The 19,604-nt window shown below is 37.0% G+C and carries 10 protein-coding genes, 1 pseudogene and 1 riboswitch; of the genes and pseudogenes, 5 read left to right on the top strand and 6 right to left on the bottom strand.

Annotated features, from left to right (window positions below; all coding sequences use genetic code 11):
* The first annotated feature begins 129 nt into the window (after positions 1-129).
* On the top strand, positions 130-1,698 hold the full coding sequence (locus ACQKNC_RS18225; protein ID WP_427426163.1) for a sensor domain-containing diguanylate cyclase: 1,569 nt from the start codon (positions 130-132) through the stop codon (positions 1,696-1,698).
* 601 nt (positions 1,699-2,299) lie between these two features.
* Entirely contained in the window at positions 2,300-6,622 is a 4,323-nt protein-coding gene (locus tag ACQKNC_RS18220; protein ID WP_427426162.1) for an S-layer homology domain-containing protein, read from the top strand.
* 338 nt (positions 6,623-6,960) lie between these two features.
* Here the strand turns inward: ACQKNC_RS18220 and ACQKNC_RS18215 are convergent.
* The 6 genes and pseudogenes from ACQKNC_RS18215 to ACQKNC_RS18190 form a co-directional block, all read right to left on the bottom strand.
* Positions 6,961-7,175 (bottom strand): annotated as a pseudogene (locus tag ACQKNC_RS18215) (SDR family NAD(P)-dependent oxidoreductase); the annotation flags it as partial.
* Between the two features lie 189 nt (positions 7,176-7,364).
* The gene (locus tag ACQKNC_RS18210) at positions 7,365-8,753 is read right to left on the bottom strand and encodes a nucleoside recognition domain-containing protein (RefSeq protein WP_427426161.1); all 1,389 of its coding nucleotides are present in this window, start codon (positions 8,751-8,753) and stop codon (positions 7,365-7,367) included.
* Complete coding sequence (locus ACQKNC_RS18205) at positions 8,725-9,450, bottom strand: FeoB small GTPase domain-containing protein (protein ID WP_427426160.1); 726 nt, start codon at positions 9,448-9,450, stop codon at positions 8,725-8,727. The genes ACQKNC_RS18210 and ACQKNC_RS18205 overlap by 29 nt, the downstream gene beginning before the upstream one ends.
* The gene (locus tag ACQKNC_RS18200) at positions 9,447-9,701 is read right to left on the bottom strand and encodes a FeoA family protein (RefSeq protein ID WP_427426159.1); all 255 of its coding nucleotides are present in this window, start codon (positions 9,699-9,701) and stop codon (positions 9,447-9,449) included. Before ACQKNC_RS18200 ends, ACQKNC_RS18205 begins: the two co-directional genes overlap by 4 nt.
* Positions 9,702-10,119: 418 nt before the next feature.
* The gene (locus ACQKNC_RS18195; protein ID WP_427426158.1) at positions 10,120-11,418 is read right to left on the bottom strand and encodes a hypothetical protein; all 1,299 of its coding nucleotides are present in this window, start codon (positions 11,416-11,418) and stop codon (positions 10,120-10,122) included.
* Between the two features lie 460 nt (positions 11,419-11,878).
* Entirely contained in the window at positions 11,879-13,780 is a 1,902-nt protein-coding gene (locus tag ACQKNC_RS18190) for an S-layer protein (protein ID WP_427426157.1), read from the bottom strand.
* 252 nt (positions 13,781-14,032) lie between these two features.
* Here ACQKNC_RS18190 and ACQKNC_RS18185 point away from each other — a divergent pair, with 252 nt between their 5' ends.
* The 3 genes from ACQKNC_RS18185 (at position 14,033) to thiC (ending at position 19,569) form a co-directional block, all read left to right on the top strand.
* Complete coding sequence (locus ACQKNC_RS18185; RefSeq protein ID WP_427426156.1) at positions 14,033-16,135, top strand: methyl-accepting chemotaxis protein; 2,103 nt, start codon at positions 14,033-14,035, stop codon at positions 16,133-16,135.
* A 192-nt stretch (positions 16,136-16,327) separates the two neighbouring features.
* Positions 16,328-17,257, top strand: coding sequence for an AEC family transporter (locus ACQKNC_RS18180; RefSeq protein WP_427426155.1), 930 nt, complete (start codon positions 16,328-16,330; stop codon positions 17,255-17,257).
* A 283-nt stretch (positions 17,258-17,540) separates the two neighbouring features.
* Positions 17,541-17,655, top strand: a riboswitch (TPP riboswitch).
* Between the two features lie 135 nt (positions 17,656-17,790).
* Positions 17,791-19,569 carry a phosphomethylpyrimidine synthase ThiC gene (gene thiC, locus ACQKNC_RS18175; protein ID WP_427426154.1) on the top strand — a complete coding sequence of 593 codons (1,779 nt, stop codon included), beginning with the start codon at positions 17,791-17,793 and terminating at the stop codon, positions 19,567-19,569.
* Positions 19,570-19,604: the final 35 nt, after the last annotated feature.

Here is a 19,604-nt window from a genome sequence, read left to right as displayed (position 1 = left end):
AGGGTCTTGAAAAGCTCACTATTTTGACAAATATTCTTCTCTGAATATAATAAATTTTCTTAATAAGTGATTTTTTGTGTTTTAATAGAATAATAGAGTAAATAATAAAATAGGGGTAAGACGTAGAAAATGAAATCAAAACAGTTAAAGTTAAAGCATTTAATCATGGGAGTTGCGTTAGCTGCTTTTTTCTTAACAGGCATTGGTAGCATTTGGAGCGGTTACCGAATGAATGTTACCTCAATTAAAGAAAATACGCTTGAAACGAATCGAGTATATGCACAAAAATTAGCAACAACCGCAAGTTCCTATCTTGAAGAATCTTTTCAGATTTTAGGGTATAGCGTCAGTACGATAAAGACGAAAATGCATGATAACAATGCATTGATTCAGGAAACTGAGCGTTTGAAAAAGCAAAATAACATGTTTAACTCTGTTCTTATTACAAATGCAGAAGGTCGTGTATTATCTATTTCACCACCATCTATAGAGGTACAAGGTGAAGTATTAACATCTGTTGGAGCAAAAGAGGCTTTATCTAAAAGGGAACCTCTTGTCTCAAAGCCTTATAAAGGAATGACAGGGCGTCTCCTTATTTTTATATCGTATCCTATATTTTCAGACACAAATGAATATTTAGGAATGGTAGGCGGGACAATTTATTTAAAGGAACGAAATGTTTTTAATGATTTACTCGGAGAGCATTATTATCATGATGGTTCATATGTGTATGTAGTTGATTCAGATGGGCGCGTTATCTACCATCAGGACCCCAGTCGCGTTAATGATATCGTTAATGATAATAAAGTTGTCCAAGCAGTGGTTTCAGGAAAAAGTGGGGCTCAGCAAGTAATGAATACCAGAGGAGTAGAAATGCTTGCTGGTTATAGTAACGTACCATTAACAGGCTGGGGAGTAATTGCTCAAAGACCGTTAGATGTAGCATTAGACCCTTCATTTGATAGAGTACAAGATGTAGCTATAAAATCTATTCCGCTTATGCTAATTTCAATTTTAATTGTCCTTTGGGCTGCGGCACGTATTGCAAATCCCTTACAGCAATTAGCTACATTAACAGAGGAGAGCATGGAATCGAAAAATGTAGAAGGCTTGAAATCTGTACGCGGTTGGTATTTTGAAGTGTACTATCTAAAGAGTGCTCTTATTCGGAGTTTAACATTTTTACAGGGTCAGGTATCCTATTTTAAAGATCAATCTACAACAGATCCATTAACAGGTGTAACCAATCGTCGAACAATGGACGCGATGCTAGCTGAGTGGCTTGAGAACGATTTGCCACATGCCCTCATTTTGCTTGATTTAGATCATTTTAAAAGTGTTAATGATACGTATGGTCATGCAGTAGGTGATAAAGTTTTACAATTTTTAGCTAAAAATATGAAAACAGTTGCTCGTAAGGGAGATGTTTGCTGTCGCTACGGTGGTGAGGAATTTGTGATGTTATTGCCAACTACTACAGTTGAGGAAGCGGCACAGGTGGCCGAGCAACTGCGTGATATTTTGGCACATACTATAAGTCCTTGTGGTCGCCCAGTTACATTATCTGCCGGTGTTGCAGTGTATCCGCAAATGGCCGACACAACAGAAAAATTAATTGAAGCTGCGGATAGTGCGCTGTATCTTGCAAAACAAGCTGGACGGAACCGAGTCATGGTAGCAGAGCAAAAAAATAAATAAAAAAATGTATTGAAATATGCATACATTTCTAATTTTGGGGGTACATGATTAATGCAACGATCATTTGGGCAAGCTACTTTTAAGTCATTCCCCTGTGACTTGTAAATCATGTTCAAATGATACGTAACTCGGGACACATCTCTTGATCGACTTGACAAGATGTAAGGTTATCCCCCTTTCCCTTATGACATCACAAGTATGACCAGATGTATGCCTATATATCGTTAAAGCCAAGTGAGCACCGATGCTCCTTGGCTTTTTTTATGTGGGGCTAAGGAAAAGGTGTTTCGGAAATGTAGAATGATGCATTTAGACTTAGTTTACTTACTCACTTCGCTCCAGTGTCTCATCTGTGACGCTAATCCCCAAGGAGTTGCCCAGTCGGAACGAAGATCAACTTATTTACATGGCATACGGTTAAACAATGTCATCTCTAACTTTTGATAATGAACTTTTTATGTTTTTTCCGATTTTTGTTAACGATTTTCTTCCAGTATTTTAGAATTATCTATGAAGGTTTACTACCTACCTGTCGATATAAAGGGTATGATGAAAATGATATTTTGAACGTATCAAATACATAGATGAAAGGAAGAGTGGGATGGATAAAACAAAAGTCCGAAAAGTCCAAAAAGTGAACAAAGCACTTATAGCAACTGTTTTTGCTACTAGTGGGATTGCTGTTGTAGTGCCACCACCACAAAAGGCAGCTGCAGCTACTTCACCATTTACGGATATTGACCAATATTCAAGTCATTATGACAATATTTTAAAATTATACTCTCAAGGTGCGATTAGTGGGTATGCAGATAAAACCTTTCGACCAAATCAAAGTGTAACACGTGGTCAGGCAGCAAAAATGCTGGCTACTGTTTTAAAATTAGATTTAAAAAATGTGCAAGATCCATACTTTAAAGATGTCCCAAAAAGCAGCGAATATTACAAGTATATAGCTGCATTACAAAATGCAGGGATCATGTCTGGGTATTCAAACGGAACATTTATGCCAAATGAAGTGATTACACGTGGACAATTAGCGAAAATTTTAGTGCTTGGCTTTAAATTTGAGGTAGCGTCTAATTACAACCATAGTTTCAATGATGTAACTAGCCAAACAAGCAACGCCATCTATATTCAAACTTTAGTAGATTTAAAGATTACAGAAGGAACAACACCTGTCACATTCTCACCATATAATGTGGTAACACGTGGACAAATAGCATCTTTTATTGTGCGTTCACAAGAGAAAAAAGGCAATGCAACATCTTTCAAAATTACTGGTGTTGAAGACGATATTGTCTATATAAATGCTGAGCCATACTCAGTACCAGAAAGTCTCTCGCATATTTTTAACGAAGATAATGCACCGGTATTAAAAGGAGCACTTATTGAAGGGGATCTTTCGGGCAAAACCATTCACTCTGTATCAAAGCTAACATTGAATGCAAGTGGGACAAGCTCAAGATTTCTAGAGTTTAATGGCAATCATGGGTCCTTCGGTGCGACAATCGTTGTCAATGGGAACTATATTGAATTTTCAGATGTGACATTGACTGGCACAATGCTTGTCAACGAAACGGTACGTCCACCTTTACAATTGGGCGTTTCCAACTATAAGCCATTATCGCTTGGCCGTATAGCAAGCACCAATACGGCATTTATCGACTGGTCTAATCCAGATAATCCAAATGATGAAGGCTCGTCCTCGTCCAATAAAGGTCCGACAACAGATTTTCAAAATTGGACAGATCAAAACTCCGACAAGAATCCGGAAAAAAACAAGCCATTTGAAAACTGGTCTAAAGATAAAGTGACGATGAAAAATGTTGAAAAACATATTGAATTTTATAACAGCACTGTATCACGCCTAGTTGTCTCTCAAAACGGTACAAAAATTGAAACGAATACTAAACTACCACGTGTAGACATCATCGGGAATGTTCGTGAATTTGAAATTCAAGGAAATATAGGCACACTAAACCTTGATACAGAAACGAAGCTGACAATTTACGGAGATGGCAACATCGACTGGATTAACTACAATAGCTATACAGATTTAGAGCTGTATATAGACGGTCGTGTAGGAACTCTGTATGTTGATAATGCATATGGTTGGATTGATCTTGGAGATTACACGTATGTTGACAAAGTTATTTTACCGAAGGGCGAGTCACCGAATAATATCTTCGACGACTTCCTAGAGGATAAAGATAATGTTGGTAGTATTACAGATCCAGACGGTAAACCAATCGATAAAGACGATATTGATAATCAAAAACCAGCTGATAAAACAAAACCTTCAATCGACATTACGAATGTAAATGTTTTAAGTGGTAGTGAGGTACAGGTAGATTTCACTTCAGATAAAGTTGGAACTTACTACTATATTGTTCGTGAAAAAGGCGTCGATGCACCAACGAAAAAAGAAATGGTAAATCGTATTTCTACTGACAATGTGGCAAGCGGAACAGGCGCAGCAGTGATTAACAAAAACACATTTAAAATCACTAATTTAGGTGAGAAAAAAGAATATGTAGTTTATGTGATGGTCGTGGATGGAGCGAAAAATGTTTCGGATATTAAATCACAAGAATTCAAAATGAAGGATACTATATCACCTATAGTGACATTTAAATCTGTAAATCCACTTCCTGGAGGAAAAAGAGCAGAAGTAACATTTAATTCAACAAAGCCCGGGGAATATTTCTATTTAGTGCGTAAAAAGTCAAATGCTACTCCACCGACAGCAGAGGAAATTATTTCAAAACCAACAGATAAGGGTAAGGTTACTGGCAATACTCCCGCCGAGTTAACAAAAAAAATACTGCTAGAAAATCTAGAGGCCAAAACAGACTATGACTTCTTTATAGTAGTGAAAGATAGCTCAGGTAATATATCGAAGGTTGCTTCAACGTTGATCTCAACACTTGAGTTAGATGAAATACATCCATTCGTGGAGAAGGGGAAACTTGAACCTGCTACTGGAAAAGAAAATCAATTCTACATTTATCTAAATGAAGCATTAGACCCTGAAAGCGCACGAAATGTAAATAACTACGATTTATCAGGAACAGTTATCGTCAATACGACAGGGCAGAAAAAAATTAAACCTTCTGCTGTAGAGTATAAGGAAGGTGATAAAAAAGTATTATTAACAATTCCATCTGAAACAGGTTTTGTCTATGGAGATACATTACGTGTAACAGTATTACCTGGTGTTAAGGATTTAGCAGGAAATGAATTTGAAAATGCTAATACTGTTGAACCTGGTAAAAATGTTCGAAACTATGCAGAATACGTGCATGAAAAACTAGATATGCCTGTTATTAAGATTGAAAATGTTGTTAGTAAACCTGACCAATCTGATAATTATAAACGAGTAGAGGTAGAATTTAAGCCAAATAAAGCGGGTACGTATTATTACATGGTGGTACCTGATACTGTCGTAGACGCAGGAGAAACAAAAACGTTTAAACAATATTTAGATGATAAAGGTATTACAGAACGTGATTTTGTTAATGAATTTTCATCGCTAAAATCAGGCTACTTCCAAATAGGCGGAAAAAATATTTATATTGAAATTGGCTCTGGTCCGGCTGATTTAGAAGAGGCTACAAAGAAATTCCCTATTGCTATTTCCAAAGACAATCTTAATCCATTCTCAAGCTATTCTGTTTATATGATCTTAAAAGATCGTGGTGGGGAAATTTCGAAAATTGCTTCAAAAGAAATTATTGGTGATTCGAAAGCGCCGTTAATTTCGGAGTTAAAAGTAAAGTCTGGTACTGCAAAAGGTCCTGATGATACGAAAGCTACTGTAAGTTTCAGTACAGATGAGACGACAAAGCTTCATTACTGGTTCGTGCCAAAGAAAAAAGCTGACGGAACAGCTAATCCAGATGCAACTCTTACGATTAACACGCCGGCAGAAAGAAAAACATTAGAAGACAAACTTAAAGCAAGTCCTTCAGTCACAAAAAGTGGAAAAGGTGAGTCTGGAACTTTAGATATGGCAGGGGTTACTTTAACGCCACATACTGAATATGTAGTTTATTTAGGTGCAGAAGATACGTATGGTAACTTTACTGTTTATAAAGCCGCAGGGAATAATCACGATGAAACAAATGACGGCTGGATGAAACAAGATTTCTATTCCGATGGCACAGCTCCACGAATAGAAGACCCTATCTTTAAACGAATCGATGGAAAAACATTTGAGGTTACATTCTCAGAAGCAGTTGGTGATCCAGCTAATCCAGGAAGTATTATTAAAGATGGCCAATCATTCTTTAATTTTACTAACTTAGACGGTACAACTGCGACTTTACCAGGTTATACATGGGCATGGGAAGATGGCGCGGCTTTAAAAGAGACATGGAAACCTAGAAAAATGATTATTACGTTTAATGATCAGGTAGATCAAAGCTTTGCATTAACAGTAAATGCTGATATTACAGATAAAGGAAGCGCGATTATTGCCAATACACAAATGCCGTTTGCAAATGGTAAACCTGCAGCATCCTTTATTTATAGAACTCTAAAAACTAATATTGAAAGTGCTAAGCTTCAGGAGCCAATTTCTATTGATAGAAGTAAAAACATTAATATAACATTCGACTTTGCTTTCCCTGATCTTTCAGTGGAACCTGGAGAAGAAGTCAACTACTATTACACATTATATAGTAAAACATTTACACAAACAGAAATTGATAATGTTAAACCAATTGAGGTTATTGATCCAACTACTTCTGGTGCATTAACAAATATTGGACATGACAATGGCAAAACTCCGCTTAAAAAAGGACGAACAGTTCAATCTATTACAAATAATACGTTCCCATTCATTGAGGGAGATAATATTGTAATCGTTATAGTTGATAAATATGGAAATAATTACCTTGTTAAAGGTAAGATTTCAAAATAATAAATATGTATAGATGATAGAAATAAGGCTTTTAAATCGAAAACAATCAAAATATAACCAAGTGGATGATTTTCCACTTGGTTATTTCTTTGTGTGCCTGGCATGCGCAACAACTAGGTGGTGAAAGTCCACTACAGGCTCGGCAGTAGGAACTGGTAGCGAAAGACAAGGGTGTCCATGGTGACGTGGAATCTGAAAGGAAGTCGGACGCAAAATCTCGAGCTGACAAACAAAAATCAAATATAAGGCTGAATTGGGATGGACGAGTTTGCAATACAAAACAAAGTCAAATACTGCCCGAATCAAGGTAAAGACCAATCTGGTTCTTTTCGGTAAAGTATTATATGCTTTGCCCATTCCATTGCTATACTCTTCGTAAGCATAATCACGCCTGCTTTAGAACGTTATAAGAAGATTGGCATTGCGGGGTATTAGCGATAATGCCAGACATAGAGGATATATTCACGATAGATCCTCTTTTTTGATCGATCATTACTTTTCTGACAGCTTTCGATACTTGAAAAACTCCATTTAAATTGATATTGATTACTTTATTTGGTATTAGCGATATCAATGTTGTTGTAACAGAAAAAAACCATCTGCAAATGGATAGAGAGACTTAAAACAAATAATGTCCAGCTGATTTATTGAATACCTAGTTGTTTATCCTCATTAAAAATATTTGTCGTCACGTTTGTTTGATAAAAAAGAGGGGCTTTTAAACAGCCCCTCATCATCAAACCTAACCAAACGCACGAGCAATTGTCGCTGTTAGCCATGTCACACCAATGGCAATAACGGTTGGAATTAAAAATGACATAAATGTCCACTTCGCACTTTTTGTTTCTTTATAAATATTGACTAAAGTCGTTCCGCAAGGGAAGTGTAGAAGTGAAAATAACATCATATTTAAAGCTGTCAGCCAAGTCCATCCTTGGTCGATAAACACTTGTTTTAGCTTCGATAAATCCTCAATTTCCAGCATAGCTCCCTGGGATAAATACGCCATGATCAGGATAGGGATAACAATTTCATTAGCTGGTAGCCCAAGAATAAATGCAGCCATAATAAAGCCATCCATACCAAGAGCGTGACCAAACGGCTCTAGAAAGTTAACAAAATGCATTAGAATGCTCGTATCACCAATGAAAATATTGGCGAATACCCAAGTCAATATAGAGGCAGGTGCTGCAACGATAACTGCTCTTTTTAATACATTCCATGCTTTATCAATACTTGCTCTTAAAATTGTATCCAAGAACTTTGGTTTTCGGAATGGTGGAAGCTCTAATGTGTAATGTGTTGGTACACCCTTTAAAGCTGTTTTAGAAAGAACCCATGAAACAGATAATGTTACAACGACACCCAACATAACAAATGCTATTAAAATGGCCGATGTTACAAATGTACCTGCTGCACCTGAAAAACCAGTTACCATAAATAAGGATGCTAATAAAATAAGTGTTGGCCATCTCCCGTTACAAGGAACAAAATTATTTGTTAAAATGGCTAACATTCGTTCACGAGGAGATTCTATAATTCTCGTTGACAGAATAGCAGCAGCATTACAGCCAAAGCCCATTGCCATTGTTAATGATTGTTTCCCGTGTCCACCTGCTCGTTTAAATAAACGGTCCATATTAAATGCTACTCGTGGTAGATAACCGTAGTTTTCTAATAGAGCGAACATAGGGAAGAATATAGCCATTGGCGGTAGCATAACGCTAATAACCCAACCGGTACCTCTAAATAGCCCAAGAATCAACATACCGTGTAGCCATTCTGGTGCGTGCATTGCTTCAAAAAGAATTGTTAGCTTACCCTCTAGATAACCAAATAAGTTTGCTAACATATCAGATGGTACGTTTGCGCCAGCAATCGTAATGTAAAAGACAGTCCCGAGCAAGATAAGCATAATAGGGAATCCCCAAATGCGGGATGTGAAAATTTCATCTAATTTATCAGATCTGTACATTGCAGGCTGCTGCGTTACTACTTTTTTACATAAAGATTTGCTTTTAGTATAAATATCACTAACAATTTCATCTCGAATATCCTCATTCGAAACCTCATTCACTTCAGCTAAAATACCCTTAAGCGAATTATGATTTAACGCTGACTGGGACTCCATTCGTTCTCACCTCGTGCTGTTTATTATTCTTATGGTTTTGCAGTTTTAAAATCAGTTCCTCATCACCATCAAGTAATCGTAGGGCAACCCATTTCGATGGATATCTTTCATCAAAATAACCTTCTAATTTCGATTCTATCTTTGTAATGGCTTCCTCTATTTCTTTCGAATATTTCATGCGATATGGGGTTGTCACAATTGTCCCGCTCACCAGTTGACTTAATGTTTCCAACAATCGATTAATACCTTTTTTGTTTCTTGCCGATATTTTTACGACTGGGACTCCTAGTTCACGAGCTAATCTCCTTTCATCAATTCGAATACCTTTTTTCTCAGCTTCATCAATTAAGTTGATACAAATGATGACGTTATTAGTCATTTCTAAAACTTGGAGCGCAAGATTTAAATTTCTCTCTAATGATGTTGCATCAAGCACAACAATCGTTGCATCCGGTTGGTCAAAAATAATATGGTCTCTTGCAACTTCTTCATCTGCGGAATTGGAAAATAGAGAATAGGTCCCGGGTAAATCCACGAGTACATATTGCTCTCCTTTGTATTCAAAAGATCCTTCTGCATGAACAACCGTTTTCCCTGGCCAATTTCCAGTATGTTGCTTCAATCCTGTTAATGTATTAAATAATGTGCTTTTACCAGTATTCGGGTTACCTGCTAAAGCTATTCTATTTACTCTCACTTTGTATTCCCCCTAACAATTTCGCCCAAAATCATAGAGCTTTCATCATTACGTAATGCAATCATCGTATTACTTACGCGATAAGCAACAGGGTCTCCTAAAGGACTTTTGCGAAGAACGGAGATTTCTGCTTCTTTCACAAAGCCTAAATCTAATAATCTTCTTCTTAAAGGACCCTTAATATTTATTTCTTTTATTACAAAGCAATCTCCAAATGAGCATTCAGAAAGTGGTTTTAAGGTTTTTTCCATACGAATTTTTTATTCCTCTCTATAATAATATTTCCTGAACTTAATATTGTTTCTTTAAGGAAACTTTAATAATGATTATCCCTGTATTATGACAATTGTCAATGGTTTTCTGAAAATTTTTAAAAAAATACAATTAAAGAGCGTACTGATGAAAGGAACGATGGCACATTGTTTAATTAGTTGTTGGACCAAGAAATGTTGAAAAAAGTTTGCCATACGAAGCAGGGCAAAGTTGTTGATGTAATGATATAAAAAGGTCCTCTTTATGATGTATTAATGTAAGTAGGATTTCGTTACAGGTGCCTATAGAATTTTTGAAAGAAGAGGTTCTGCTTTGAAGAAGCGATAGCGGAGCAGAAAAAAATTATAACCCTCTGCTAAAGTATTGGCAGAGGGTCATGATTTTTTTACTTGGAGATTAATATCTAATTTGGAATGAACCAGATGTAGTTGTTTGAATGAAATGACGATTTCCTTCTATTGTGTAATCAGCTAGCTCTTGATCGCCAAAGTCATAGGTACGAACGATGGAGGCATTCGGTGATAAATTCTCGATAATGATTTCCATATCTGCCTCAAATTCAACTGGTTTTTTATTTAATGTTGCTTGGAATGTGATACGATTCAAATTTCGCGTAATTTTAATTTCCATAACACCAGTATCCTCATTAAGAAGAGTTCCTAGCGGTGGAATAATAACAGTCATATTGGATTTTGTTGTTAAAACGAAGCGCTCTGTACCATTTTCCGAGTCGGCAACGTTTATTTTTGCTGTATAGGTATTTTTGTTTTTAGTCATAGCTGTAATTTTACCAGGTTCGGCTGCCGTATCCGATAAAATTGGAGTTTTTGTCCCGTTCCCCTTAGTTGGTAGCTTATATTTGCCGTTTACATAGTCTGCTAAAGTCCAGACATTTGGGACAAGCTGCTGTTGCACAGGTGTTAAAGCTTCAAAGGCTGTTTTGACTGCCTGTACATCTTGGGCAGTGGACGTTTTAGGCGATAAAGCTGCAATGGCGTTTTCCACTTCCTTAGCCGCTGCCTTATCCTTCACAACAAGCTGTTCGGCATCTAATAAAAGCTGCTCTATGCCAACGGGTAAAGAGACGTTTGCAAATTTTCGTAGTGCATTGAGCTCAGCCCTAGCATCAGCTACATCTTGATGGAAGCTAATACGAGAAGAGTTTAACAATTTAATTTTATTAGTCACTTTATCAATTGATGTATTTGGTGCGATAGTGGACGTCAGTATCTTTTGCGATGCAGCACTCACAAATGTTTTCTGTGCTGCATTTAACGTATTGTACCAATCTCTCGTTTCAATAACATTTTGATAGTAATTAATAGAAGTTGATTCCACTGAAGCTAATTTCTCTTCAATTTGATCAGCAAGCTTACGATACGCTACTTTTGTCTGTTTATGATTTGACAGCGTTGAATAATTTGTGACGTACTCTTGTTCCGTTACGGTTAACGCATCGTATGCTTTGCTAGCAGTCTCTAAAGTTGTTTGGAATGAAGCGGTTGTATCATTAATGTTGGAAATAAGTCGAATAACATTCGCAACATTAGCGTTGTAGTAATAAGTATTATCATATATGTAAGCAGTTTTTACCTGTCCTGTTATATCAGCAGCCAATGCTGACGTAGGTGCAGTATAGATCAGTGCAGGAGCCGCAACTAGGGCGAGTAAGGCTAGTTTTCTTTTGTTTTTCATAATATGGGAAACCTCCTATTTGGTTTTTAGATAATTGCGATGGATTCAATCATAGGGTTTTTATCCTAGATGAAATCTTTGATTGATTTGAGAAACAGTTTATTATTTACCAGTTGAAAAGAGTCCTGTCTAAATGGAAATAACCTAATATATGTTGATAACCCAATTTTATCATAGCTTAGGATTTTTTTATGTATATTTTAGATGAATAGGAAGATTGGTTATGTATTTTTTTAATACTTTGTGTCTTATGTACTTATGAAAATAGAGAAGGATAGAATCTCAAAACTGATGGATGAAAGCCTCATGTAAAGGATAGAGCTTGTTATAATGATTCTAAGAAGGAGTGGGGGTGTTTTATTTGCAACGAAACTGGCAGAAGGTAGTTGTTTTTGGTTGAGATTAGCTGTTAACAAGATAGAAAAAGAAAAGGGCCTACATTGTGTAGAGCCCCTCTCTTTTAGTATTGTTGTTTATAACCGGGACGTTTAGCATAATTGTAAGCGTTAATGGCATTGTTTAAAGTGTTGTATGCATCATTAACTTCGGACTGAGTTGCATAAGGATTATAATAAGTTGTTTTAGCCCGATCAACGTAGTATTCTAAATCCCTTTTTGCGCTTGGGGTAGTCCATTCTAAATTATTATATACATCGTACCCATCTGAGGATACTTCTACGTACCTAACTGAATCGATAAGTCCTGATAATCCGGATTTATCAGCATTATACCCATTCTTCCCATATTTATAAGCATTCTTGTAAGTCAAGATAGCATTGTTTAAATTATTCGTAGCATAGGTAATATCATTTTGAGTTGAGTAGTTATTATTCACAACTGTTTGAGCAGATGAAACAGTCGAATATAAAGCATTGTACTCAGCTTGAGTTGTCCAAGGCGTGTTATATGGAACGTTGTAGCCATCCGAAGAAATGGTTACATATTGAACAGAATTAATAAGTGATTGAAGTGAAGTCTTATCACCATAATTCCCGTTCGACCCGTATTTATATGCATTCTTGTAAGTTAAGATGGCATTATTTAAATTATTCGTAGCATTGACAATATCACTCTGAGTAGAATAGTAATTATTCACAACTGATTGAGCAGATGAAACAACCGAAGATAAAGCATCTTTCTCAGTTTGTGTTGTCCAAGGCGTGTTATATGGAACGTTGTAGCCATCCCAAGATACAGTTACATACTGGACAGAATTAATAAGCGATTGAAGCGAAGCTTTATCGCCATAACCATACTTTGTTCCACTCTTTTGTACAGCTTGATAAACGGCTAATGCATTTCTGTACTGTGTAATAGCATTGTTTACTTGTTCCTGAGAAGCGTTGGAATTATTAGCTACTACTTTTGCGCTGCTTACGGCAGATTCAAATGCTGTACGTTCAGCCTGCGTCGTCCATTTTTCAGTTGTTAAAACGTCATATCCATTAACAGATACTGCAACGTACGGAGGTGTAGCTATTAATTTACTTAACTCTGTTTTATTCACCACAGGTAATGTCACAGAGGCTTTATTATCATCCACTTGCACCTTGTTAATTAGATGTCCTGAATCTAATGCCACCTTTGCCCCGTGCTTAACGATTACTTGATCAATTTTACCTTCTCCGTAAAGACTAAAATCTTTCTCAACATCGATTGTTAGCTTATCAACATTGGCATTCACTTCAAATGCTGCAACTTTACCTACTACATCAACTTTAGAAATGTTTTTGTCAGAAGTTACATTTACTTTAGTACGCTCTGAGTTAATGTTTGGAGATTTAATATCTTTTAGAGAGACATTTAACCAATTAATTTTTCTCCCTGTTAAAGGTTTAAATGTAATTGTATCCCCGATGGCAACGTTATCAATTGTAATTGCTTTTTTCACACGATTAGTTACGATAAGCTCATCTTTAATATTTACATTTTGAACTTTAACATAATCCGCATTTACAGTTAGGCTTCCGTCAATTTGTTCGCCACCGCCATCGAAATATACCGCTTTATTGTTTGTACCAGCTTTAGATAATGTTAGTGATGTAATGCTTGTAATTTCACCGTTCTTTACGACAATAGTAGCCTCAGCATTTGTCAATGCAGTGCTATTGGATGTACTTAAGAGAGGCTTCAGCGACTGGCTAATTTTAAATTGGCCATTGGATGTAAGTACTTTATCTTTAGTGATGTTGTTAATGGTAACGGTTTGCCCCTTAGCTTTTGCTGCAGCTACCTGCCCATCAATTTGAATTGAATGGTTTGAAGATGAATCATTAGAAGCAGCGTTTGCAGGTGACACAGGCAAAACTAATGATGCTGTAATAGCTGTTGCCATAAAAGTTGATAACGCTTTATTTTTCAAGTTAATCACTCCAATCGTAGTATTTAGTAGATAATATATCATATATTTCAATATTTTAGTATATAAAGGGTAGGTTCTACTAGGTGCAAAAAAATAAATGGATAATTAGTCCTTTTTTATGTGATTCGAATTTTTGGAATAAAATCGGCAATATTCTCTATAAATTAGTAAATATCTACTTAATTCGTTAAATATTTTGTTGTGATACAACCTTCCATGCATTATTATTATGTATAAAAATGGGGTGTTGTTATGGGGAAATCTAGGAGTATTGCATTAAAGCTATCTGCCCTAATTATAGGGTTATTTTTAGTGTTATTTATTACATATACTGTTATTACAGGTGTTATTTTAAAGACCCAAAGTGTTGAAGATGCAGAAAGTGCAACACTGAAAACTGCTGAATATTCGTCAGCTAAGATGAGCGAACGCTTTAAAAAAGCTAACACTACTTTACTCACGACGAAACGTATAGTCGAGGGAATGGAGAAAAAAGGTAAGCTTTCTGCAGAAGACATAATAGATATGATGGAAACTAACTTAGTTAATAACGAAGATTTACTTGGTGTAGGAGCTGTTTTTGAACAGAACTCCGTAAATATTGAGCCGACAATAAATGCTACTTTAGTAGATTCAAAAAATCGCTTTACACCTTATTTAAGTAAGGATGGAAGTAAAATAACAAAGGCTTCTATTGAAGGACTCGAAGACAAGAGTATTTCCGAGTGGTATTGGATACCAAAAGAAGAAGGACGAGCAGTTCTAACAGAGCCCTATGATTATAATATAGATGGAAAAAAAGTACTTATGACAACGATTTCTGTTCCATTAGTCGATGCTTCGGGGGCATTTTTTGGCACACTGACTGCTGATATATCTATTGATTATTTAAAGGGATTGACAGAGTCTGTAAAGCCAGATGGTGGTTATGCAGCTATTATTACTAATAAAGGCATTTTAACTGCAAATAGCTTTGGCGATACATTAGAAGGATTAAATATGCAGGATCATTTAGACTGGACAAGCATTAAACAAACAATGGATAAGGGCGAGCTAAAAAGTATGTATTTGGATTCTGACGAGCTTAAGGAAAATTCATTTAATGTTTTTGCTCCGATGAAATTAGATGGAGTTAATGAAACCTGGACTGTACAATTAGTGCTACCAGAATCCAAAATCTTAGAAACCTATAATCATGTGCTTGTTTTTACCATCATAGCGTCAATTATTATAGTAGTTTTAATGACTGTCGCTAGTGCACTGTTTATCTATAAATTACTGAAGCCATTAAAGTTTTTACGCAACTCTATTGAAAAGGCGGCAGATGGAGATTTAACTCAAAAAGTTGATGAGAAATATATTAAGCCTGATGAGATTGGTACTGTTGCTTTAGCTTATAATAATATGTTAGATCAAACGAATAGTGCCATTCAAACGGTACTGAATTCTACGACATTGCTCAATCAATCATCAAATCATGTTCATGAAACGTTTAATGAAATAGTGGCTTCAAGTCAAGAGGTCTCGGTAGCTATTAATGAAATTGCGCAGGGAGCATCGAAGCAATCTGAGGATACAGAAGAAACCAATTATCGAATGATTGATTTATCTGATCAAATTGATGCTATTACAACACTTTCGAATGAAATGGATGAGCTATCGGATAAAACGAAAGCAACTACAGACAAAGGAATGAAAGAAGTCGAAAGCTTACGTGAACGTAATTCAGAAACGAATGCAATGAATGAACGTATTCAACAGCAAATGGAGTCGTTAGCGTCAAACATTTCCAATATCAATCAAATTATAGCGTCCATTCAAGGTATTACCGAGCAAACGAATTTATTAGCCTTAAATGCAAGCATAGAAGCTGCTCGGGCTGGTGAACATGGTAAAGGTTTTGCAGTTGTCGCTGAAGAAGTACGGAAGCTAGCAGAGCAATCCAGAAATGAAACAGAGATCATTAAGCAAACGGTGGATAATATTCTTGAAAATTCTCAGCAAACAGTTGCTGTCATTACCTCAAACGCTGGCTTAATACAAGCACAAAATGAGTCTGTACAAGGCACAGAGATTGCATTTAAAGACAATAGTGAGCTTTCTAGTTCTATCGCAACATCAATTAGTGAGTTAATGAATAAACTTTCTCACATGCTAGACCATAAAAATCAAGCAATTATGGCGATCCAAAGTATTTCTGCTATTTCTGAGGAGACTGCTGCATCAGCAGAACAGGTAAGTGCATCTGCTATTGATCAACAAGCGGAACTACAAAAGGTTGCAGAATCCATCGATAATATGAATGAGATTTCAAAAGAATTGCAAGAGGTCGTTAATCGATTTAAGCTTGCCTAATAGCGTTTTCAGAAAGACTGCTTCATATCTGAGGCAGTCTTTCCTTTTGAGATATTTTCTGATAAAAGACATTGGATTAGTGTTGTGCATTTTTGAGAAAATGCCTTGTTAGGAGTGATGGGATGACGTTGAGGTGCATTGACCGAGCATAAAAACAGCACTACTATAGAAAAGGAAAGGGGGGACATCGATATGATGTATCTCGGTATGATTTTCTTCCAAATCGTAGCTCCTATTTTAGTGCTTCTAGTACTTGGTGCAGTTTTACAAAAGAAATTTCGTTTTAATTTAAAGGCGCTATCTCAGCTTATTACATATTGCTTCATGCCAGCAGCTGTTTTTGTGAATTTATATGAAACGAGTATAGAGCTGTCAGTACTTGGACAAGTTGCGTTATTTATTTTACTCTTTATCGGCAGTCAAATGGTGCTTAGCCATTTTATAGCAAAGGGACTTGGTTTAGTAAAAACAGAGGCTGCAGTGTTTAAAAATAGTGTTGTCCTTATTAATTCAGGCAACTATGGTATTCCAGTCGCGCAAATGATTTTCGTGACGCAGCCGATTGGAGTAGCGATTCAGGTCATTCTCGTGATATTTCAAAATATGACGACCTATACATACGGCTTATACAATTTAATTTCTTCAACAAAATCGGGCATGTCTATTGTGAAAGACTTCCTCAAAATGCCTATTATTCATGCACTTATTATTGGTGTAGCCATGAACTATTTTAATATCACTATTCCGCAGTTCATAAGAATTCCGGTAGATCATGTGGCAGATGGCTTTATCGCTGTGGCATTAATAACTTTAGGGGCACAACTATCACAGCTTGAAATCAAATCTATGTTCAATAAGATTGTATTCATTAGCTGTTTTACACGACTAATCATAGGGCCAGCCGTAGCATTACTTATCATTTTTACACTTGGCTTAGATGGTGTCGTGGCGCAATCGCTTTTTATAGCTAGTTCGTTCCCAACATCAAGAAATAGCTCTAGTCTGGCATTAGAATATGATGTAGAATCGGCAACTGCTGCACAAACAGTATTATTTTCAACGATTGTGAGCTGTATTACAGTGACGATTGTGATTTATGTAGCGGAGCTGTTGTTTACCTAACAAGTATAAGTTTATTAACAAAACGAGGGAATGAGTCACCCGTTGTTGATAAAAACTGAGATTGTTCTGATAAAACAAGATAATATTCCGATAAAATCTGAAATTGTTCCGATAAAATGAGCTTTTGTTCCGATAATTCTTCAAAGACATATTTTCTCGAGGGCATCCGATGAGTGCGCGCTCACGTTCTCATCTGGACGCTAACTCTTGATGATAAACCAAAAATAATCAAATCAAGCTTCCATCTCTTAGCAATATCTGCTACACTATCATCAAACTTAATAGTATTAACTAGGGGAGTCTGATGAGTCAGGCTGAGAGGGAAACGCTTAGAGGTTTCTTGACCCTTTGGACCTGATCTGGCTCATACCAGCGTGGGAAAGTTAACCATTATTGCACTCTATGTTATTTGCGATAACTATACCTTTACATTCTTAGCCGGATCCAAAATTTTCTTTGGATTCGGCTTTTGTTTTTGTTGGGGTGAGCTAGATTCGGTCCTTGTATAAATGTAAAAGGGAGCGAAGTAGTTTATGACAACAGTTAGCGACAAGAATATTACGATTATGTCAAATTTTGATGGAAGTAAAAAAGTTTATGTAGAAGGATCTCGATCAGATATTTTAGTGCCAATGCGTGAAATTGCTCTAAGCCCGACGACAGGAAGCTTTGGTGAAGAGGAAAATGCGCCAGTACGTGTTTATGATACGAGTGGCCCTTACACTGATCCTACGTATAAGGTGGATATTACGAAGGGATTGCCAGCTTTACGTAGGTCATGGATCAAAGAACGAGATGACGTTGAGGAATACGAAGGTCGCACTATCAAGCCAGAAGATAATGGATTCCGTAATGCTGATGATCCACGAATTCAAGAAAATGTTTTCCCAGATCTATCTAGAAAGCCTTTGCGTGCGAAGGAAGGTAAAAATGTAACACAGCTTCACTATGCGCGAAAGGGAATTATTACTCCAGAAATGGAATTTGTAGCAATTCGCGAAAATATGGACCCTGAATTTGTGCGCTCAGAGATTGCGGCAGGGCGTGCTATTTTGCCATCTAATATTAATCACCCTGAGGCTGAGCCAATGATTATAGGACGTAACTTCCATGTGAAAATTAACGCTAATATTGGAAATTCAGCGGTGTCATCCTCTATTGCAGAAGAGGTAGAGAAAATGACGTGGGCTACACGCTGGGGCGCTGATAACATTATGGATTTATCGACTGGTAAGCATATTCATACGACACGTGAATGGATTATCCGTAATGCTGCGGTGCCAGTAGGAACGGTGCCGATTTACCAAGCGCTAGAAAAAGTAAATGGTGTGGCAGAGGATTTAACGTGGGAAGTGTATCGTGATACGTTGATTGAGCAGGCTGAGCAAGGTGTTGATTACTTCACGATTCATGCAGGGGTACTGCTACGCTATGTGCCATTAACAGCTAATCGTGTAACAGGCATAGTGTCTCGTGGAGGCTCGATTATGGCACAGTGGTGTTTATTCCACCACCAAGAGAGCTTCTTATATACACATTTTGAAGAAATCTGTGAAATTATGAAAGCCTATGATGTTGCCTTCTCCTTAGGTGACGGTTTGCGTCCTGGTTCTATTGCAGATGCTAATGATGAGGCTCAATTTGCGGAGCTAGAAACGCTAGGGGAATTAACGCAAATTGCCTGGAGGCATGATGTACAGGTGATGGTTGAAGGACCAGGGCATGTACCAATGCATCTTATTAAAGAAAATATGGACAAGCAGTTAGAGTTGTGTAAGGAAGCTCCTTTCTATACTTTAGGGCCGCTGACAACAGATATTGCTCCTGGCTATGACCATATTACATCAGCCATTGGTGCTGCGATGATAGGGTGGTTTGGTACGGCAATGCTATGCTATGTGACACCTAAAGAGCATCTCGGCTTACCAAATCGTGAGGATGTTCGTGTAGGGGTTATTACGTATAAAATTGCTGCACACGCGGCTGATTTAGCGAAAGGGCATCCGGGAGCGCAGCAGCGAGATGATGCGCTATCTAAGGCACGCTTTGAATTTCGCTGGCGCGATCAATTCAACCTATCGCTTGATCCAGAGCGTGCAGTTGAATATCATGATGAAACATTGCCTGCAGAGGGAGCAAAAACTGCGCACTTCTGTTCAATGTGTGGACCTAAGTTTTGTAGTATGAGAATCTCACAGGATATTCGTACTTATGCAAAAGAAAAAGACTTAAATACGACTGAAGCAATCCACAAAGGTATGCAGGAGAAGGCAGAGGAATTTAAAAAGGCAGGCAGTCAAATTTATCAATAACTATTAGAGCGGGCTTGTGTCTATTAAATTAGGCA

Origin of the sequence: Lysinibacillus sp. NPDC094177 (assembly GCF_050279145.1) — a bacterium.
Classification (GTDB): domain Bacteria; phylum Bacillota; class Bacilli; order Bacillales_A; family Planococcaceae; genus Lysinibacillus.
The sequence above is the reverse complement of the archived record's forward strand: the minus strand, read 5'-3'. Positions and strand labels throughout refer to the sequence as shown.